Annotated in this window: 17 protein-coding genes and 1 pseudogene; 12 read left to right on the forward strand and 6 right to left on the reverse strand. The window is 64.8% G+C overall.

What is annotated here, in order from left to right:
• Window positions 1-155: 155 nt before the first annotated feature.
• The 6 genes from V8683_RS01540 (at window position 156) to V8683_RS01565 (ending at window position 6668) form a co-directional block, all read left to right on the forward strand.
• On the forward strand, window positions 156-1361 hold the full coding sequence (locus V8683_RS01540; protein ID WP_411187950.1) for a cation:proton antiporter: 1206 nt from the start codon (window positions 156-158) through the stop codon (window positions 1359-1361).
• Between the two features lie 100 nt (window positions 1362-1461).
• Complete coding sequence (locus tag V8683_RS01545; RefSeq protein ID WP_411187952.1) at window positions 1462-2577, forward strand: YbdK family carboxylate-amine ligase; 1116 nt, start codon at window positions 1462-1464, stop codon at window positions 2575-2577.
• A 668-nt stretch (window positions 2578-3245) separates the two neighbouring features.
• Window positions 3246-3884, forward strand: a complete 639-nt coding sequence (locus tag V8683_RS01550; protein ID WP_411187954.1) for a MarR family winged helix-turn-helix transcriptional regulator — start codon at window positions 3246-3248, stop codon at window positions 3882-3884.
• A gap of 129 nt (window positions 3885-4013) precedes the next feature.
• On the forward strand, window positions 4014-4745 hold the full coding sequence (locus V8683_RS01555; protein ID WP_411187956.1) for a glutamine amidotransferase: 732 nt from the start codon (window positions 4014-4016) through the stop codon (window positions 4743-4745).
• A 145-nt stretch (window positions 4746-4890) separates the two neighbouring features.
• The gene (locus tag V8683_RS01560; protein ID WP_411187958.1) at window positions 4891-6003 is read left to right on the forward strand and encodes an NADH:flavin oxidoreductase/NADH oxidase; all 1113 of its coding nucleotides are present in this window, start codon (window positions 4891-4893) and stop codon (window positions 6001-6003) included.
• A gap of 155 nt (window positions 6004-6158) precedes the next feature.
• Window positions 6159-6668, forward strand: coding sequence for an SET domain-containing protein (locus tag V8683_RS01565; protein WP_411187960.1), 510 nt, complete (start codon window positions 6159-6161; stop codon window positions 6666-6668).
• Window positions 6669-6775: 107 nt separating this feature from the next.
• Here V8683_RS01565 and V8683_RS01570 read toward each other — a convergent pair whose 3' ends face one another.
• Both V8683_RS01570 and V8683_RS01575 read right to left on the reverse strand, forming a co-directional pair.
• Window positions 6776-8311 carry a sensor histidine kinase gene (locus V8683_RS01570; RefSeq protein ID WP_411187962.1) on the reverse strand — a complete coding sequence of 512 codons (1536 nt, stop codon included), beginning with the start codon at window positions 8309-8311 and terminating at the stop codon, window positions 6776-6778.
• A 203-nt stretch (window positions 8312-8514) separates the two neighbouring features.
• Window positions 8515-9201 carry a response regulator transcription factor gene (locus tag V8683_RS01575; protein ID WP_027793094.1) on the reverse strand — a complete coding sequence of 229 codons (687 nt, stop codon included), beginning with the start codon at window positions 9199-9201 and terminating at the stop codon, window positions 8515-8517.
• Between the two features lie 127 nt (window positions 9202-9328).
• On the opposite strand from V8683_RS01575, the gene V8683_RS01580 reads away from it, so the two are divergent.
• Window positions 9329-9559, forward strand: coding sequence for a DUF3717 domain-containing protein (locus V8683_RS01580; RefSeq protein ID WP_411187964.1), 231 nt, complete (start codon window positions 9329-9331; stop codon window positions 9557-9559).
• Between the two features lie 73 nt (window positions 9560-9632).
• On the opposite strand, the gene V8683_RS01585 is transcribed toward V8683_RS01580, so the two are convergent.
• Both V8683_RS01585 and V8683_RS01590 read right to left on the reverse strand, forming a co-directional pair.
• Entirely contained in the window at window positions 9633-9938 is a 306-nt protein-coding gene (locus tag V8683_RS01585) for a 4a-hydroxytetrahydrobiopterin dehydratase (RefSeq protein WP_027793092.1), read from the reverse strand.
• Between the two features lie 185 nt (window positions 9939-10123).
• Window positions 10124-10621, reverse strand: a pseudogene (locus V8683_RS01590) (phenylalanine 4-monooxygenase); the annotation flags it as partial.
• Window positions 10622-10740: 119 nt separating this feature from the next.
• Here V8683_RS01590 and V8683_RS01595 point away from each other — a divergent pair.
• Window positions 10741-11232, forward strand: a complete 492-nt coding sequence (locus tag V8683_RS01595) for an Lrp/AsnC family transcriptional regulator (RefSeq protein ID WP_411190467.1) — start codon at window positions 10741-10743, stop codon at window positions 11230-11232.
• Between the two features lie 54 nt (window positions 11233-11286).
• On the opposite strand, the gene V8683_RS01600 is transcribed toward V8683_RS01595, so the two are convergent.
• A complete protein-coding gene (locus tag V8683_RS01600; RefSeq protein ID WP_411187966.1) occupies window positions 11287-11811 on the reverse strand; it encodes a class IV adenylate cyclase in 525 nt (174 codons plus the stop codon).
• A 229-nt stretch (window positions 11812-12040) separates the two neighbouring features.
• On the reverse strand, window positions 12041-12928 hold the full coding sequence (locus V8683_RS01605) for a LysR family transcriptional regulator (protein WP_411187968.1): 888 nt from the start codon (window positions 12926-12928) through the stop codon (window positions 12041-12043).
• Between the two features lie 148 nt (window positions 12929-13076).
• Here V8683_RS01605 and V8683_RS01610 point away from each other — a divergent pair, with 148 nt between their 5' ends.
• The 4 genes from V8683_RS01610 to V8683_RS01625 all read left to right on the forward strand — a co-directional run bounded on the left by V8683_RS01610 (window position 13077) and on the right by V8683_RS01625 (window position 18277).
• A complete protein-coding gene (locus V8683_RS01610) occupies window positions 13077-14597 on the forward strand; it encodes a CoA-acylating methylmalonate-semialdehyde dehydrogenase (protein WP_411187970.1) in 1521 nt (506 codons plus the stop codon).
• Window positions 14598-14635: 38 nt separating this feature from the next.
• Window positions 14636-16357, forward strand: coding sequence for a GMC family oxidoreductase (locus V8683_RS01615; RefSeq protein ID WP_411187972.1), 1722 nt, complete (start codon window positions 14636-14638; stop codon window positions 16355-16357).
• Between the two features lie 385 nt (window positions 16358-16742).
• Window positions 16743-17522: an ABC transporter ATP-binding protein gene (locus V8683_RS01620; RefSeq protein WP_411187974.1), complete on the forward strand. Its 780-nt coding sequence runs from the start codon at window positions 16743-16745 to the stop codon at window positions 17520-17522.
• Window positions 17519-18277, forward strand: coding sequence for an ABC transporter ATP-binding protein (locus V8683_RS01625; RefSeq protein WP_411187976.1), 759 nt, complete (start codon window positions 17519-17521; stop codon window positions 18275-18277). The genes V8683_RS01620 and V8683_RS01625 overlap by 4 nt, the downstream gene beginning before the upstream one ends.
• The last annotated feature ends 10 nt before the right edge of the window (window positions 18278-18287 follow it).

Here is an 18287-nt window from a genome sequence, read left to right on the forward strand (position 1 = left end):
CCGTTGTCGATCACCCGCAGTTGGTCGCCTGCAGTCGGTCACCTGCTGTTGATCACCGTCGGACAGCCGGACCGTCTTCCGTGTCGACCCGAGTTGGCGCTCGAGCGCCTCGCTCCGGTCCCATGCAAGACGTTGCACAAGGAGAAGCCACCACGATGAAGTCGGCGTTTTCGTTCTTTCCTGCCTGGCCGCTGCAGCTCGACGGCATTTTCTGGGCGGGCCTCGCATTGCTGGCCGCCGGGCTATGCGGCGAACTCTGCTACCGCGCCTGGCGTTTGCCGCGCATTTCGGGGTATGCCGTCATCGGTCTCATTGCGGGCTCGGCGGGCTTCGGCGTCATCGATGCCGACGTTGCGCGAGCCGCGCGGCCGCTCCTCGACGTTGCGCTCGGCCTGTTGCTGTTCGAGCTTGGAAGCCGGCTCGACCTGCGCTGGATCCGCCGCAATCCCTGGCTGATCCTGTCGAGCCTCGCGGAAGCGACGTTCACGTTCGTGCTCGTGCTGATCGTGCTGCTGTTCCTCAAGGTGCCGCTGATGGTGACGCTCGTGGTCGCGTCGATCGCGATGGCCACGTCGCCCGCCATGGTCATTCAGCTCAAGACCGAGTTGCGCGCCGAAGGCCAGGTCACGCAGCGGCTTCTCACGCTCACCGGGCTCAACAGCATGTACGCGGTGGTGGTGGAAAAACTCGCTTCGGGCTGGTTGCATCAGGAGATCTACGGCAACGTGATCGCGACGATCCTGCAACCGCTTTATCTGCTGGTCGGATCGCTGATCCTCGCGTATCTGCTCGCACGCGCCTGCACCTTGTTCTACCGGCGGCTCAGCCCGCAGGACGAGCATTCGTTCGTCGCGCTGTTCGGCCTCGTGCTGCTCGCTATCGGCATCGCGCATGTGTTCAAGCTATCGACGATTCTGAGCCTGCTCGCAGCCGGCATCATCGTGAAGAACCTCGAAGCGCGGCCGCAATTGTGGCCGCAGCATTTCGGCACGGCCGGCTGGCTGCTCACCGTGATCCTGTTCGTTCTCACACTGACGACTTTCGAGTGGCACGACATTCTCGTTGGCGGCGCGGCCGCGGCCGGACTGATCGTCGCGCGGTTCGTCGGGAAACTGGTCGGTGTGCTGATTTTCGCCAAGCCGAGCGGCCTCGAATGGAAGCAGGGCGCGGCGCTTGGGGTCGCGCTGACGCCGATGTCGGCGCTTGCCTTGCTGCTCATGCAGGACACCTACGAACTCTATCCGAACTTCGATCCGCGGCTGCGCGCGATCGTGATGTGCGCGGTCGTCGCGCTGCAACTGCTCGGACCGTGGCTCGTCTATCGCGCGCTTGCACTAGTGGGCGAGCGGGGCGAAGAATGAAACCGGCGGCGCTGCGGCCACGCCGCGCGCCGCCGCAAGTGGAACACTGCGCACCTCGCCCGCTGCCATCCGGGGCGATGCGCCTGCACTAGGGGACGCCATGTCACTGGAATCATTTGTCGACTCGAAACCGTTCACGTTCGGTATCGAACTCGAAATGCAGATCGTCAACACGCACGACTACGATCTGACGAAGGCCGGCAGCGACCTGATGCGCCTCGTGAAGGATCAGGAGATTCCGGGCAACATCACGCCCGAAATCACCGAAAGCATGATCGAGCTCTCCACGGGCATCTGCACGACGCACGAACAGGCCGTGACCGACCTGCGCAAAATCCGCGACACGCTCGTTGCCGCGGCCGACCGGCTCAACGTGGGTTTGTGCGGCGGGGGCACGCATGCTTTTCAGCAATGGAGCGACCGCCGCATCGTCGATACGCCCCGATTTCAATACCTTTCGGAACTCTACGGATACCTCGCGAAGCAGTTCACCGTGTTCGGCCAGCACGTTCACATCGGCTGCCCCGACGCGGACAGCGCGTTGTTCCTGCTGCACTCGCTCTCGCGTTTCATTCCGCACTTCATCGCGCTTTCGGCGTCGTCGCCGTACGTGCAGGGCGTCGATACCGGATTTCACTCGGCACGCCTGAATTCCGTGTTCGCGTTCCCGCTGTCCGGACGCGCACCGTTCGTGCTGAGCTGGGAGGCGTTCAAGGGATACTTCTCGAAGATGGTGCACACCGGTGTTGTCAACAGCATGAAAGACTTCTACTGGGACATCCGGCCGAAGCCAGGCTTCGGGACCATCGAGGTGCGCGTGATGGACACGCCGCTTTCAGTCGAGCGGGCGGCAGCCATTGCCTGCTACATCCAGACCCTCGCCCGCCATTTGCTCACCGACCGGCCGATCATGCCGCTCGAAGACGATTACCTCGTCTACACCTTCAACCGCTTTCAGGCATGCCGCTTCGGGCTTGCCGGCACCTGTGTCGATCCGCAGACGGGCGAGCGGCGCACGATCTCGGAGGACATCCTGGCGACGCTCGAGCGCATCGCGCCGCACGGCGAGGCACTGGCTTCGACCCGGGCGTTGACCGAGATCGGCACGATCGCCCGCGGCCAGGCCAACGACGCCACCTGGCTGCGCAGCGTGGTGGCCGAGGAAAAATCGCTGCACGAGGCCGTGCGTCAGCAATGTCTGCGCTGGCGCGCTTGAACCGGGAACTGGTCCTGCCAAGAATGGCGGAAGGAGGGCAGCCTGCAGGCTGCCCTTTGCATTTGAACAATCCGATGTCCAAGTCCCGCAACACTATTTTTCGCGGCGTTACGGTTCATTTCGATGTCCTCCAGGATTTTGCTTAGCGTAATGTTTAGGTTTTCGATGCAATCGAAATCGACAAAAGCGGGGGACGTGTCGCCGGCAAGCGAGAAAATGCCTGAAAACTCAAGGGATTACGCTAATGCCGGGAGCGTGAAGCAGTGCGACAACCGTGTAGATTCCAGTTGCGTTTGCGCGAAAAATACGGGATAACCTGCGAAGGTCTGATCAGCGCGCAGGTGTTATCAAGAGCTTACCCACATACTATCCCTGCGCTTATCAACTGGTTATCCACAAACTGCGCGGGATAACTTAGCTGTACGATTTGCTACTCTCGCATAGAATGTCGGTTTGTTGCGGAGGGGCAGGGCAGAAACGATGTCCGAAGCCTCAGCGGCGAGAGAAAAACGACTGTACGAAGCCAGCCGGAGCACGGCGAAGCAAGGCAGGGGTGGTTTGAGATAGTATGCGGTCCGGAATACTGGACGCAGGGTTCCCACAAGGCCGTCGCATTGCGCGGCGGCTGACGATGCAGCGCAAGCTGCCAATAACACCAGCGAAAGACTATGAGCGAAGGCGTATACGGAGAGCAAGCAGCCGGGCGAGTGACCCATAGCCTGCTGCGACTCAGCACGGCGATGCGGAGCCAGGCATGGGACTGGGCCGAAGGGGCGGGACTCACGCCGACCCAGGGCGAAATTCTCGTGCTGCTGATGCAGCGGAAGGGGCCGATGCGCCTCGGCGAAATTGCGCGGGAAACGGCACTGACCGCCGCGACGACCAGCGACGCGGTGAGCACGCTCGAAACCAAGGGGCTCGTCGAAAAGCGTCGCGCACTCGATGACGGTCGCGCCCTCGCGGTGCGCCTCACGTCGCGCGGCCGCACGGCAGCAAAGAAGGCGGCGCAGTGGCCGGACTTCCTGGCCAAGGCCGTCGGCACGCTGCGCGGCGACGAGCAGGCGGGGTTCTACCGCACGCTGCTGAAAACCGTCTATCAGCTCGAAGTTCAGGAAGCCATTCCGCAGCACCGGATGTGCCTGACCTGCTCGAATTTCGAGGTCAGCAAGAACCCGAAGAAGGCGCCGCATCACTGCCGCCTGCTCGGGATCGACATGTCGGACACCGATCTGCGGCTCGATTGCTCGGTGTACGAACAAGCCGATGCGACGACCCAGAAGAAAAACTGGAAGATCTTCGCGGCGTAACACCTGCGGTTTCTGGTCGACTGCGCAGGCCGGCTGCGGGCCGCTTCGATGAGTGGTCCCGCCGTGCGCCGGCGGCTTACGGCTGCCGGCCCGCCTGTTTTTAGCGTGACACGCCCTATGAATCAGCCGATGAATCGCGAAGTATTGGCCGTGCGCCATGTCTATTTCGAGGACCTCGGCAGTTTCGAGCGCGTGCTCGGCGAGCGCGGCCGGCTCGTCCGTTACCTGGACGTGGGCTTTGCGCGCGTCGGTGCGCTCAATCCGGTATCGGCTTCGCTGATGGTGATACTCGGCGGCCCGATCAATGCCTGCGACGACGCACGTTATCCGACACTGGGTGCGCTCGCGGGGTTGATCGAAAAGCGCATCAGCGCGGGCCTGCCCACGCTCGGCATCTGCCTCGGCGCACAACTGATCGCGCGGGTGCTCGGCGCGCGGGTCTACGCGGCGGCGCAGGCCGAGATCGGCTGGACGCCGCTCACGCTCACCGACGCCGGCCGCGCGTCGCCCATACGTCATCTGGACGGCGAAACAACGTCCATGCTGCACTGGCATGGCGATACCTTCGATCTGCCGCAAGGCGCCACGCGTCTTGCCTCAACACCGCTTTGCGAGAACCAGGCGTTTGCGTGGGGCAAGCATGTGCTCGGGCTGCAGTGCCATCCCGAAGTGCGCGCCGACCGCTTCGAGCCCTGGCTGATCGGTCACGCGGCCGAGATCGCGCAGGCGGGTGTCGACGTCAACGCGCTGCGCGCCGATACGGCAAACTTCGCTCCCCGGCTGGAAGCCCAGGCGAGCCGCATGTTCGGCGAATGGCTCGATACCGTCGATGTGACGGATGTCGCGGTGAAGCGCCCCTGAGCGACAGGTAGCCGCACCGTCTCTACCGGTTTGCGAATCGCCTTCCTGCCGGTATTGCCGCCGCGGGATGTCCTGGTTGCGCGTCTGCGCGCGAAAAGTCGGCGTGCTATTCTCAAACGCTCCTTTTTTCGTTCGCGATTTCCTCATGAGCCCGCTCTTCACACCGTTGGCGCTGCGTGGCATGACGCTCGCCAATCGCATCGTCGTCTCCCCGATGTGCCAGTATTCCGCCGACCGCGGCGAAGCCACCGACTGGCATCTGATCCATCTGGGGCATCTCGCGCTTTCGGGAGCGGGGATGCTTTGCATCGAGGCCACCGCGGTGGAGCCGGACGGGCGTATCACGCCGGCCGATCTCGGCTTGTGGGACGACGTGACCGAAGCGGCGCTCGTGCCGGTGCTCGCTGCCATTCGCCGCCATTCGCCGATCCGCGTGGCCATGCAGCTCTCGCATGCGGGGCGCAAGGCATCGAGCCATGTGCCCTGGGAGGGCGGGCAGTTGATTCCGGTGGCCGAAGGCGGCTGGTTGCCTTGCGCACCCTCCGAGCTGCCTCACAAGGACGACGAAACGCCGCCGCTCGCGCTCGACGTCGCGGGCCTGAACCGCGTGCGCGAAGCGTTCGGGGCATCGGCACGGCGTGCGGCGCGGCTTGGCATCGACGCCATCGAAGTGCACGCGGCGCACGGCTATCTGCTGCACCAGTTTCTTTCTCCGCTCGCGAATCAGCGCAGCGACGAGTATGGCGGTTCACGCGAGAACCGCATGCGCTTCCCGCTCGAAGTCTTCGACGTCGTACGCGCCGAGTTTCCCGGCGATCGCCCGGTGGGTGTGCGCGTATCGGCAACCGATTGGGTGGAAGGGGGCTGGACGCCCGACGATACCGTCGCGTTTGCCGAGGCCCTCAAACAGCGCGGTGCGGACTGGATCGACGTATCGTCGGGCGGCGTTTCGCCGTTGCAGAAGATTCCGCTTGAGCCCGGCTACCAGGTGCCGTTCGCGCGCAAGGTGAAGGCGGCAACGGGCTTGCCGACCATCGCGGTCGGGCTTATCACCGATCCGCTGCAGGCGCACCAGGTGATTGCGGACGGCGATGCCGACATGGTGGCCATGGCGCGCGCAATGCTCTACGATCCGCGCTGGCCATGGCATGCCGCGGCGCAGTTCGGTGCGAGCGTGAGCGCGCCGCCACAGTATTGGCGCTCGCAGCCGCGCGATCAGAAGAGCCTCTTTGGCGAGACCACGCTCGGGCAGCGTTGAGGCACGCCGCACGCGTGCGCGCGATGGCTTGAACGAAAACGCTGCGAACGTGTACGATTCCAGTTGTGGCGCGCCTTTAGCGTGGCACGCGCGCGGCGCCTCTTCGGCGCCGCGTTTGCGTGAAGCCTCCCCAGTACTTCACAAGGATTCAATCAATGAGTGTACGCAAGATCGTGGTGCGCCAGTCCGGCGTGCACGGTAAGGGCGTGTTTGCGGCGGTGTCGCTCGAAGCGGGCACGCGCCTGATCGAATACAAGGGCGAGCGCATCTCCTGGAAGGAAGCGTTGCGGCGTCATCCGCACAATCCGGACGAGCCGAATCACACGTTCTATTTCGCGCTCGACGAGGGCGGCGTGATCGACGGCAAGGTGGACGGCAACAACGCACGCTGGATCAATCACTCGTGCGCGCCGAACTGCGAAGCGGAAGAAATCGAGGGGCACGTGTATATCCACGCGCTGCGCGATATCGAAGCCGGCGAGGAGCTGTTCTACGATTACGGCCTCGTGATCGACGCCAGACAGACCAACAAGCTCAAGCGCGAATACGAATGCCGCTGCGGCGCACGCAAGTGCCGCGGCACGATGCTCGCGCCGCCCGAGAAAGACAAGGACAAGAAATCCGGTAAGTCCGGCAAGGCCGCGAAGGGCAAAAAGAAGAAATAAGCGCGGGCGTCAAGCCCGTTAAGCCTGTTGAGCCTGAAACGAACAAGGGCCGCATAAGCGGCCCTTGTTGCATTCGCGTGATGCGCGAGCGGCGCCAGGAGCATGCGTCAGGAGTCGACAGGCGCCTGGTTCGTGGTCCTCTTCGATGACGCGGCCGTCCGCTGTTCGTGTTTTTCGACCGCGGGCGCAACCGGGTTCGTTTCGGCATTCGGGCCTGGGCGGCCCGAGAGCGGTACACGCACGATGAAACGTGCACCGCCTTCCGCAGCGTCTTCGTAATGCACGCTGCCGCGATGGAGCGCCATGATGTCGTGGACGATCGCGAGACCGAGACCCGCGCCGCTATCGACGCCGCTTTCGGTTTGACCGTCGCCGCGGAAGAAGCGCTTGAACAGATCGGCCTGCTGCGCGAGCGGCACACCGCCCCCGTTGTCCTCGACGATGATCTCGGCCATCGACACGTCGTCGTCGACGGTCTGCGTCACCGTCACCGTGATGCGGCCGCCGTCGAGACGGGCGGGCGGTACGTATTTGAGCGCATTGTCGAGCAGGTTCGCGATGACCTCGTGCAGCAGCACCGGGTTGCCGCGCACCATCAACGGCCGGTCGTTCTCGGGCGCATCGAGTCGCTGGAAGCCGAGGTCGACGTGGCTCGCGAGCGCGCGCGGTACCCATTCCGCACCGGTCTCGAACGCGAGCGCGGCCATGTCGATATCGACGAAGCGCGCCGCCTGCTCGCCCGGTTCGGCACGCGCGAGCGAAAGTAGCTGATTCGACAAGCGCACGGCGCGATCGGCGGCCGCGCGCAACTCACGGACCGCATTGTTGACCTGCTGGGGTTCGCGCGCGTTGGCGGCCTGCTCCGCGTGCAGCTTCACGGCCGTGAGCGGCGTACGGAGCTGATGCGCGGCATCGGCGATGAATTTGCGCTGGGCGTCGAGCGCGGTCTTCAGGCGCCCGAGCAGCGCGTTCAGCGCGCCGGTGAGCGGGCGGATTTCGACGGGCACATAGGTCTCGTCCACGGGCTCGAGCGAAGTGTGGGTCTGGCGATTCAGCGAATCGGCGAGGTCCGTGAGCGGGTTGAGCTGCTGGTTCACGACGCGCCACACGATGACCCAGCCCGCGAGCAGCAGGAGCAAAAGCGGCATCATGATCGCGACGAGAAATTCGGCGGCGATCCGCAGGCGGTGATGCACCGGCTGACCGACTTCGATGACGATCGGATTGCCCGAGGGCTGCGGCACGCGCACCTGGGCCACGCGCACCGTTACGCCCTTGTACACGGTTTCGAACACGTAGGCGTAGTGCATGCGGCGCACGTTCGTGCCCTGCAGCGGCAGGTCGTGGTCGCCGGCAATCTCCGCATCTCCGTTGCTGATGCGATAGATGAGGTCCTCGACCGGGTCGGAGAACATGGCTTGCGCAAGCGGCGGCACGGTGATGGGCGCGTCGGGGCCGGCGATCTGGATCTGCTTGGAGATGGCCGTGGCGAGGTCGGCAAGCGAGCGGTCCACGACGTGCTGGGTGTACTGCCACGCGAGCCAGTAGGCGATCAGGCCGCTCATCAGCGCGAGCAGCGACAGCGGGGCGGCCAGGCGGCGCAGCAGCGTACGGCGCAGACTGTTAGCGGCCGGATGAGGCATGGTGGATTCGGGTCATGAATGAATCGAGTGCGCCGGGGTAAACGACACGGCACACCGCACGGCATGCCGTGCGGTAAGAATCCATTCATTGTACGCGGGCGGCCACCCGCGCGGCAGAGGAGGAGGGATTGGGCTGCGCCGCGCCGCAGCATGGCGGCGCGGTGGGGGCAGAGTAGTGGAGCGACAACCCCGCAGCCGCCGCGTCAGGCTGCCTGGCGGATTTCCTGCAGCAGGTAGCCGAAGCCGCGCACCGTGACGATTTCGACACGGCAGTTTTCGAGCTTCTTGCGCACGCGGTGCACATAGACTTCGATCGCCGTGTCGCCGAGATCTCCGCCGAAGTGCGTGAGGTGGTCTTGCAACTGCGCCTTGCTGACGACGCGGCCATGACGCAGCAGCAGCATTTCGAGCACCGCGAATTCGCGCGGCGAGAGCTCGAGCGGCTTGTCGTCGTTGAAGATGCGGCGGTCGACGCCCGAGAGGCGCACGCCGCCCAGCGAGACTTCGGGGCGCGGCACGTCGCCGTGCGGGCCGCTGCGGCGCATCACGGCACGGATGCGCGCTTCGAGTTCGGCAGGCTCGAACGGTTTGAGCATGTAGTCGTCGGCGCCCGAATTCAGGCCCTGAACACGGTCGTTCAGTTCGTCGCGTGCGGTGAGCACGATGACGGGGGTGTGGCGGTTGCTTTGACGGAAGCGCGACAGCAGCGTCATACCGTCGATGCCCGGCAGGCCGAGGTCGAGAATCACGAGTTCATGGCGGTTCTGCGCGAGGGCTTGCTCGGCGAAAATACCGTCGTGGACCATGTCGACCGTAAAGCCGGCTTGTTCGAGGCTGGACTGGATGCCGCGTGCGATGGGGCGGTCGTCTTCGATCAGAAGGAGTCGCATGGGATTCGCTCAAGTACAATGGGTTTAGCGTTTCAGGCACGCAGTTCGCGAAGCGCCGCTCATCTCACCTGATTCGCACAGCGGCTAAACGGCGCCGCGTGCGAGGGTTGCGCGAGTCACGACCAACATGTCCGATATTTCGATTACCGAACTCGAAGCCGCGATCAACTTCTGGCGCAACCGCTCGCCATCGAGCGGCGACGAACTCGCGTTGTGCAAGGAGGCTAGCGCGCTCTCCAAGCCGTATGCGCTGCTGATTGTACAGCGTCAGAACGCCATATCACCTGAACGTTTGGACACGTTGGCGCGAGCGGCCTGGGAATCTTACGTATCCCTCAAGAACGGCCTTCAGCCCTGAAGGTTTGAGCGACTGACGTCCTTCATTATGCTTTCATTTCCGGCTTTTCGCCGCGTTCTTGCCGCGTATTCATTCAAACGCTGAGCGGCCCGGGGGCGATCGAGTCGATAAAACGCGCGAGTGCGATATCGCGCGACGTGAGGCCATTGGCCTCGTGGGTGGAAAGCGTGATCTCGACGCGGTTGTAGACGTTGAACCACTCGGGATGGTGGTCCATCTCCTGGGCCTTGATGGCCACACGCGTCATGAAGCCGAAGGCTTCGTTGAAATCGGCGAAACGGAAAGTGCGCTGGATTGCGTCGCGGCCGGCCACGGCCTGCCAGCCATGCAGTTCGGCGAGCTGCGAGACGCGTTCTTCGGATGTGAGTCGATTGATCATTTCTGCACCTGTCATGAAGCGGGCCCGGCGCGCGCGCGGCGCGGCGGCCGGTCAGGAAGCCGCGGAAACCGGCGTGACGAGTCTGCACGCGGCGCTGTCATCGGCGGCTAATCAGACATTCTTTCACGGATGGCCGTAGGGTGCGAGCTATCCGGGCGGCGCTATTGACGTGAGGGCGAGGCGCTTCAGACGTCGCCTTCGTCGAGCCAGCCCGCGCCCGTGCCGCGCGTGAGGACGGGGTCTTCCGCGAGTACTTCGCTCGCGCCGAACGGCTTGGCGTCCAGCAGCGACGCCGGATCGGCGAGGCGCGCTGCGACGCCCGCGCCTGGCGCGTCGAATAGTTGCTCGAACGAATCGATCACGAAATAGGTCTTCTGGAACGTATCGATGCGGTAGCGCGTGCGCAGTACCCGGTCGAGATCGAAGGCGACGCGATTAGGCGCCGCGCTCTCTACGCTGTAGATCGACTCGCCCCTGCTCGACACGATGCCCGCGCCGTAGATCGTTACGCCGCCGGGCGCGCCGGCATCACGCATCAGCCCGAACTCCACCGTGTACCAGTAGAGGCGCGCAAGCGGCGTGAGCGCGCGCGGATCGCGTGCGTGCGCGGCCAGCGCTGTCTGGCCATAGGCCTCGATGGCATCGGCGAACACGGCGTTGGTGAGCAGCGGCACATGGCCGTACGGTTGCGAAGACGCAAGTGTAGAGCGAGCCGCACGCGGAATGCGCGCGTATTGGGCGTTATATCTTATGAATATGCAATAATCGCGCATCGATTAACGAATCAATGCGAAATCCCTTCATGCTCGAACTCGATCACTTCGATCTCGCGCTGCTCGACGTGTTGCAGCGCTATGGCCGCGCCACCCACCAGCAACTCGGCGAGCAGGTGCCCCTGTCGCCTTCGCAGATCGGCAGGCGGCTGCAGCGCCTCGAAGCGTCGGAGGTGATCGACGGCTATCGCGTCGTGCTGCGGCCCGAGAAGCTGGGCCTTGGTGTCACGGCGTTCACGAGCCTGAAGCTCAAACATCATGGCGATTCGATCATCGAGCAGTTCCAGCAGCAGATCGACGTGCTGCCCGAAGTGCTCGAATGCCATGCGGTGGTGGGCGACGCCGATTATCTGCTGCGGATCGTGGCGCCGGATCTGAACGCGCTGTCGTCGTTCGTGATGAAGAAGCTGATGCGCGTGCCCGGCGTGGACAGCGTGCGCTCGAACATCGTGCTCACGACGTTCAAGCGCAACGGGCCGCTGCCGCTCTCTCACCTGGAGCCGGGCGCGGGTTCGCCCTGACTCCGCGCTTCGATTTCGCGCTTTGGCCCCGAGTCTGGGGCCAAAGCACGCGGCTTACGCGCTAACCGGCGCGTTCAGCAGATCGACGTAGGCCACGGCCACGAGATCGCTTTCATCCACGCCGAGCTTCTTGAACATCGCGTGGGCTTCGGCTTCGCCACCCTGTTCGTCGTCTTCCGGGCCGAGCACGACCTCGAGCTCGACGAAATCGCCCAGGCCGTCCACGCGGTCCAGATGAATGCGCGTGCGGCCCGCCAGATAAACGTGGCGCTCCTTCGAGACGATGCCGCGCGTGGTCAGCGCCGTCGCCAGCAGCGAGTGCATGGCTTCCGCATTGGTGACCGGGCTGCGCGTGTAATACGAGGCCTTCGGGCCGTCGCGGTCGTCGCGCTGATAGAAGATCAGCTCGGGCGGCGTGCCGTCGTCGAACTGGCGCAGCTTCAGGCGCCCGCGCGGGACGTCGTAGAAGAAGTCCTGCTGGCGAAAGATCAGCGGAGCGTCGGTGGCGATCTGGGCGGCGCGCTCGCGCAGCGCGTCGAATTCGCGGGCACGGGCTTTGATTTCGATGTTGCGGGCCATGCAAAGCTCCTGTCGAACGAGAAAAAACGGGAAAAAAACAGGGGAAACGATGAGCGAGAGTCCAGGCTCGCCGCGCGGCTCGCGCGAGGTCGGCAGCGTAGCCGACTGTACGGTGCCAGGCTGGTTTCGCGTGGGCGAAAGCTCAATCTAGCAAATCTTGTGTGACGCTGCTGTTACACCGTGCCACCAGAAGGGACGTTGTGTGCGGCGGCGCCCTCATGAGCGGCGCTCATATCGCCCACTGCGTTTCGATCGCCTTGAGCGCGGCGGCAATGGCGGGCTCGTCGCGGCGCGAGGCGAGGGTGATGAACGTGAGCTCGGTGGGCACCGTCACGCCTTCGACGATGGTGAGCGCGTGGGCGTGCGCCTCCGCAAGGGCGATGGAGTCGCGCGCCAGCGTGAGCCCGACCCCCGACTTCACGAGGTCGAGCATCGACGGTTCCTGGTCCACTTCGGCAACCTTCACCGGTCTCGCGTCCGCGGCTTCGAACAGGCGCGTGAGCAGCCGGTTGTGGGCGGAAGCGGGCGGCGTCCAGATCCACGGGAAGGCGGCCAGCGCGCGCCAGTCGCCGGCGCCTTTCATGCGGTCTTTCCAGCCGGGGGGCGCGAGCACGCGGTACTGGAAGCGCGTGAGGGTGATCGCGTGGAAGCTGGCCGCATCCGGGCCGGGCTGGCCGATGTAATAACCCACGTCGAGTTCGCTCGCACGCACCTGATCGAGTACCCAGCCCGACATGCCATGGCGCAGCGCCGTTTCGATCTGCGGCCAGGTCTCCACGAGCTGCCGCAGAAAGCCGCCCAGGCGCAGGAACGCGGGATCGAGAATCGTGCCGATGCGCAGCCGGCCGCGCACTTCGTGACGCAATGCAGCAGCGGCGCGCTGCACGTCGCCCGCGGCCGCTAGCGCGCGCTCGGCGTGCGGCAGCAGCGCCTGGCCGTCGCGCGTGAGCGCAAGGCCGTGCGAGGCGCGCGTGAAGAGCGTCACGCCCAGCGCTTCCTGCAGATGCTTGATCTGCAGGCTCACGGCGGGCTGCGTCAGATGCAGGTGCCCGGCCGCGCGCGTCAGGTTGCCCTCGCGCGCGACCGTGACGAAGGCGCGGAGCAGGGTCAGGTCCATATCCTGATATTAACGCGTCTTATATCGCAATTGAGCATTAATCATTGGATCGCGATGCGCCCTCGCGATTACGCTTCCTGAATATCCCCGCGGGGCCGCGTGTTCGTAGCTTGCCGGCGCCGCCCACTCATCGACGGCAGAGGGACACATGGGCGAGACACATCTGAACGAAGCGGGCGTCCGCACGCTGACGCACTATGTCAATGGCAAGCCGCAAGGCGGCGCGAGCGAGCGCTACGGCGACGTCTTCAACCCGGCAACCGGCAAGGTCGCCGCGCGCGTGCCCCTCGCGACCGTGGCCGAGGTGGATGCGGCCGTCGTCGCGGCGAACGCCGCATTCTTGGCATGGAGCGAGATGGCGCCCATCAAGCGCGCGCGCATTCTGTTCAAGTTCAAGGATCTGCTCGACCAGCATCACGACGAACTGGCCGAACTCATCACGCGCGAGCACGGCAAGGTGTTTTCGGACGCGAAGGGCGAGGTGATGCGCGGCATCGAGATCGTCGAATTCGCGTGCGGCATTCCGAATCTGCTGAAAACCGACTTCACCGACCAGATCGGCGGCGGCATCGACAACTGGAACCTGCGCCAGCCGCTCGGCGTCGTGGCCGGCATCACGCCGTTCAACTTCCCGATGATGGTGCCGTGCTGGATGTTTCCGGTTGCGCTGGCTTGCGGCAACACGTTCGTGCTGAAGCCTTCCGAACGCGATCCGTCCGCGTCGCTGCGCCTCGCTGAACTGCTCAAAGAGGCCGGCCTGCCCGACGGCGTCTTCAACGTCGTGCACGGCGACAAGGTGGCGGTGGATGCGCTGCTCGCGCATCCCGACGTCACGGCGCTCTCGTTCGTCGGCTCGACGCCGATTGCCGAATACATCTACACGGAAGGCACGAAGCACGGCAAGCGCGTGCAGGCGCTGGGCGGGGCGAAGAATCATCTCGTCGTGATGCCCGACGCCGACCTCGACCAGGCCGTCGACGCGCTGATCGGCGCGGCTTACGGTTCGGCGGGCGAGCGCTGCATGGCGATTTCGGTGGCGGTGGCCGTGGGACACATCGCCGACGAGCTCGTCGAGCGCCTCACGCCGCGCGTGAAAGCGCTGAAGATCGGCAACGGCATGGACAGTGCGTCCGAGATGGGGCCGCTCGTCACGGGCGCGCATCGCACGAAAGTGAGGGGCTATATCGACGCCGGCGTGGCCGCGGGCGCGAAGCTCGTGGTCGACGGCCGCACGCACGCGGTCGATGGCCAGGACGGCTTCTTCCTCGGCGGCACGCTGTTCGACAACGTGCAGACCGACATGACGATCTACAAGGAAGAGATCTTCGGCCCCGTGCTTTCGGTGGTGCGCGTGCCCGATTTCGCGAGCGCGGTGGCGCTCATCAACCGTCACGAGTTCGCGAACGGCGTGTCGCTCTTCACGTCCGACGGCGGTGTGGCGCGTGCCTTCTCGCGGCAGATCAAGGTGGGCATGGTGGGCATCAACGTGCCGATTCCGGTGCCCATGGCGTGGCATTCGTTCGGCGGCTGGAAGCGTTCGCTGTTCGGCGATCATCATGCTTACGGCGAAGAGGGCGTGCGTTTCTACACGCGCTACAAGAGCATCATGCAGCGCTGGCCGGACAGCATCGCGAAGGGTGCCGAATTCACGATGCCGGTCGCGAAGTAGGTTCGCGTGCCGCATCGGACAAGAACCGGGAGACACAGATGCCCACCACGATGGAATCCTCAGGAGGACGTACGTCCTCGCGTCGCCTCGAAGGCGATTTCGACTATGTGATCGTCGGCGCCGGCACGGCGGGCTGCGTGCTCGCCAATCGCCTCACCGAAGATCCGGATGTTTCGGTGCTGCTCCTCGAAGCGGGCGGCCAGGACGATTACCACTGGATTCACATTCCCGTCGGCTATCTGTACTGCATCGGCAATCCGCGTACCGACTGGCTCTACAAGACCGAGGCCGAAGCGGGCCTGAATGGCCGCGCACTGTCGTATCCGCGCGGGCGCGTGCTGGGCGGATCGTCGTCGATCAACGGCATGATCTATATGCGCGGCCAACGTGAGGACTACGATGAGTGGGCGCGCGTGACCGGCGACGCGGCGTGGTCGTGGGACGCCGTGCTGCCCGTGTTCCGGCGCAGCGAGGACTATCACGGCGGCGCGAACGCGTTTCACGGCGCCGGCGGCGAATGGCGCGTCGAGAAGCAGCGGCTCAGCTGGAAGATTCTCGAAACGTTCGCGCAGGCGGCGCAAGAGCAGGGCATCGCCGCCACCGACGACTTCAATCGCGGCGACAACAGCGGCGTGGGCTACTTCGACGTGAACCAGAAGCGCGGCGTGCGATGGAATGCGTCGAAGGCGTTTCTGCGCGCGGCGATGAAGCGGCCGAATCTCACCACCATTACCGGCGCGCTCACGCAACGCGTGATCCTCGAAGGCAAGCGCTGCGTGGGCGTGGAGTATCGCGGCGGCGACGTCGACTACGTGGCGCGCGCGCGCGGCGAAGTGATCCTCAGCGCGGGCGCGGTGAATTCGCCGCAACTGCTGGAGCTATCCGGCATTGGCGACGCGCGCAGGCTCGCGAATCTCGGCATCGGCGTCGTGCAGGATTTGCGCGGCGTGGGCGAGAACCTCCAGGACCATCTGCAACTGCGCATGGCGTATCGCGTGAGCGGCGTGCGCACGCTCAATACGGCCTCCGCGCACTGGTGGGGCAAGCTCATGATCGGCCTGCAATATGCGCTTCTCCAGAGCGGGCCGATGTCGATGGCACCTTCGCAGCTTGGCGCTTTCGCGAAGTCCGATCCGAACGATCCCGCGCTCACGCGGCCCGACCTCCAGTATCACGTGCAGCCACTCTCGCTCGATCGGTTCGGCGAGCCGCTGCATCGCTTCAATGCCTTCACGGCGTCGGTGTGCAATTTGCGGCCGACTTCGCGCGGCAGCATTCATATCGTTTCCGGCGATCCCGCGGCGGCGCCTTCGATCGCGCCCAACTATCTGTCGACCGAGCACGATCGCCGCGTGGCCGCAAACGCCCTGCGCCTCACGCGGCGCATTGCGGCGTCGCAGGCGCTGGCACGCTACCGGCCCGAAGAGATCCTGCCGGGCACGGCGTTCCAGACCGAGGCGCAACTGCACGAAGCGGCGGGCAACGTCGGCACGACGATCTTCCATCCGGTGGGCACCTGCCGCATGGGCCGCGCCGACGACCCCGATGCCGTGGTCGATGCGCGCCTGCGCGTGCGTGGGGTAGAGGGACTGCGCGTGGTCGACGCTTCGGTGATGCCGTTCATCACCTCGGGCAATACGAACTCGCCGACGCTCATGATTGCGGAGCGTGCCGCCGCGATGATGCGCGCGGATCGTCGCGAGGGCGCCGGCGCGCGCACCAATGTGGAGGCCTCCGCACCGCTGACGACGACAGCCTGAGCGCCTGCGCGGTGCACTATCCAGGACGTACACCGGAATGTTCCGGTGCGCGCGCCGCTGCCTGTCCTGACTACCTGGGTGCGTTTTTTCGCATCGCGAATTCGCATGAAATGTGTCGCGATCATGAGGTCATCGTGCGCGTATCTCGCGTCATTCTTGCAAAGTCGATCCGGTCTGGCGGCACGCTTTACCCTAAGTGCAAATCCCAATGATTGCGCTGCATCATTGGCGAGACAATGCGCGAGAACGGGGGCGCGCAACATGCGCCGGTAGCGGACTTCAAGCGCCTTACAACTGGCGCGGCTTCATTGCTTCATCGGCATTCGTGCGGCGGCTCGCGCGAACAACGTGCAGAGTTACGCCATTACTTCGCGTGGAAGGGGACATGATTCTCGGCGACACGATTCTGGAGACGCGCGGTCTCACGCGTCAATTCAAAGGCTTCACCGCCGTGAACGGCGTCAACTTGCGCGTGTGCCGCGGCACGATCCACGCGCTGATCGGGCCCAATGGCGCGGGCAAGACCACCTGCTTCAATCTGCTAACCAAATTTCTCGAACCGAGCGCCGGGCGCATCGTGTTCAACGGCGTGGACATCACGCACGAGCGGCCCGCGCAGATCGCGCGGCGCGGCATCATCCGTTCGTTCCAGATCTCGGCGGTGTTTCCGCATCTCACGGCGCTGCAGAACGTGCGCATCGGCTTGCAGCGCTCGCTCGGCACCGCGTATCACTTCTGGAAGAGCGAACGCACGCTCGCCGAACTCGATGATCGCGCGATGGATCTGCTCACGCAGGTTGGTCTCACCGACTTCGCGGACGTGCCGACCGTCGAGCTCGCATACGGGCGCAAGCGCGCGCTCGAGATCGCGACCACGTTGTCGATGGAACCCGAACTGATGCTGCTCGACGAGCCGACCCAGGGGATGGGCCACGAGGACGTGGACCGCGTGACGGCGCTCATCAAGAAAGTGTCGAGCGGGCGCACGATCCTGATGGTCGAACACAACATGAACGTCATTGCGGGCATTTCCGACACGATCACGGTCCTGCAGCGCGGCGAGGTGCTCGCCGAAGGCAGCTACGCGGAAGTGTCGAAGAATCCGCTCGTGGCCGAGGCTTACATGGGCAGTGCGGACGCGGCCCTTGCCGGAGCCCACCCATGAACACGGTGACGGAAGTCGAACGCGCGGCGGCGGGCGCCGCGGCGCAGGGCGAGCCTGCGCTGGAGATCGCGGGTCTGCAGACGTGGTATGGCGAGTCGCACATTCTGCACGGCGTCGATCTCACGGTCGCGCGCGGCGAAGTCGTCACACTGCTGGGGCGCAACGGCGCGGGACGCACCACGACGCTGCGCGCCATCATGGGTCTCACGGGACGCCGCACGGGATCGATCCGCATTGGCGGGTGCGAGACCATCCAGATGCCCACGTACCGCATCGCGCATTGCGGCGTCGGCTACTGCCCCGAAGAGCGCGGCATCTTCGCGAGCCTGTCCTGCGAGGAAAACCTGCTGCTGCCGCCGTCGGTGAACCCGAACGCCGAGAGCATGTCGCTCGACGAAATCTATGCCATGTTCCCGAATCTCGCGGAGCGCCGCCACAGCCAGGGCACGCGCCTCTCCGGCGGCGAGCAGCAGATGCTGGCCGTCGCGCGCATCCTGCGCACGGGCGCTAACCTGCTGCTGCTCGACGAGATCTCCGAAGGCCTTGCGCCCGTGATCGTGCAGGCGCTCGCACGCATGATCGTCACGCTCAAGTCGCGCGGCTACACGATCGTCATGGTGGAGCAGAACTTCCGCTTCGCCGCGCCGCTTGCCGACCGGTTCTACGTCATGGAGCACGGCCACATCGTCGAGCATTTCGGCGTGGCCGAACTCGATGCCAAGATGCCCGTGCTTCACGATCTGCTTGGCGTTTAGCTTCATTAGC

It is taken from the genome of Paraburkholderia sp. AV2, from assembly GCF_054968425.1.

What these genes read in the sequence shown, in the direction of transcription:
- V8683_RS01540 (WP_411187950.1), top strand. Translation starts at nt 156, where the DNA reads ATGAAGTCGGCGTTTTCGTTCTTTCCTGCCTGGCCGCTGCAGCTCGAC.
- V8683_RS01545 (WP_411187952.1), top strand. Translation starts at nt 1,462, where the DNA reads ATGTCACTGGAATCATTTGTCGACTCGAAACCGTTCACGTTCGGTATC.
- V8683_RS01550 (WP_411187954.1), top strand. Translation starts at nt 3,246, where the DNA reads ATGAGCGAAGGCGTATACGGAGAGCAAGCAGCCGGGCGAGTGACCCAT.
- V8683_RS01555 (WP_411187956.1), top strand. Translation starts at nt 4,014, where the DNA reads ATGAATCGCGAAGTATTGGCCGTGCGCCATGTCTATTTCGAGGACCTC.
- V8683_RS01560 (WP_411187958.1), top strand. Translation starts at nt 4,891, where the DNA reads ATGAGCCCGCTCTTCACACCGTTGGCGCTGCGTGGCATGACGCTCGCC.
- V8683_RS01565 (WP_411187960.1), top strand. Translation starts at nt 6,159, where the DNA reads ATGAGTGTACGCAAGATCGTGGTGCGCCAGTCCGGCGTGCACGGTAAG.
- V8683_RS01570 (WP_411187962.1), bottom strand. Translation starts at nt 8,311, where the DNA reads ATGCCTCATCCGGCCGCTAACAGTCTGCGCCGTACGCTGCTGCGCCGC.
- V8683_RS01575 (WP_027793094.1), bottom strand. Translation starts at nt 9,201, where the DNA reads ATGCGACTCCTTCTGATCGAAGACGACCGCCCCATCGCACGCGGCATC.
- V8683_RS01580 (WP_411187964.1), top strand. Translation starts at nt 9,329, where the DNA reads ATGTCCGATATTTCGATTACCGAACTCGAAGCCGCGATCAACTTCTGG.
- V8683_RS01585 (WP_027793092.1), bottom strand. Translation starts at nt 9,938, where the DNA reads ATGATCAATCGACTCACATCCGAAGAACGCGTCTCGCAGCTCGCCGAA.
- V8683_RS01595 (WP_411190467.1), top strand. Translation starts at nt 10,741, where the DNA reads ATGCTCGAACTCGATCACTTCGATCTCGCGCTGCTCGACGTGTTGCAG.
- V8683_RS01600 (WP_411187966.1), bottom strand. Translation starts at nt 11,811, where the DNA reads ATGGCCCGCAACATCGAAATCAAAGCCCGTGCCCGCGAATTCGACGCG.
- V8683_RS01605 (WP_411187968.1), bottom strand. Translation starts at nt 12,928, where the DNA reads ATGGACCTGACCCTGCTCCGCGCCTTCGTCACGGTCGCGCGCGAGGGC.
- V8683_RS01610 (WP_411187970.1), top strand. Translation starts at nt 13,077, where the DNA reads ATGGGCGAGACACATCTGAACGAAGCGGGCGTCCGCACGCTGACGCAC.
- V8683_RS01615 (WP_411187972.1), top strand. Translation starts at nt 14,636, where the DNA reads ATGCCCACCACGATGGAATCCTCAGGAGGACGTACGTCCTCGCGTCGC.
- V8683_RS01620 (WP_411187974.1), top strand. Translation starts at nt 16,743, where the DNA reads ATGATTCTCGGCGACACGATTCTGGAGACGCGCGGTCTCACGCGTCAA.
- V8683_RS01625 (WP_411187976.1), top strand. Translation starts at nt 17,519, where the DNA reads ATGAACACGGTGACGGAAGTCGAACGCGCGGCGGCGGGCGCCGCGGCG.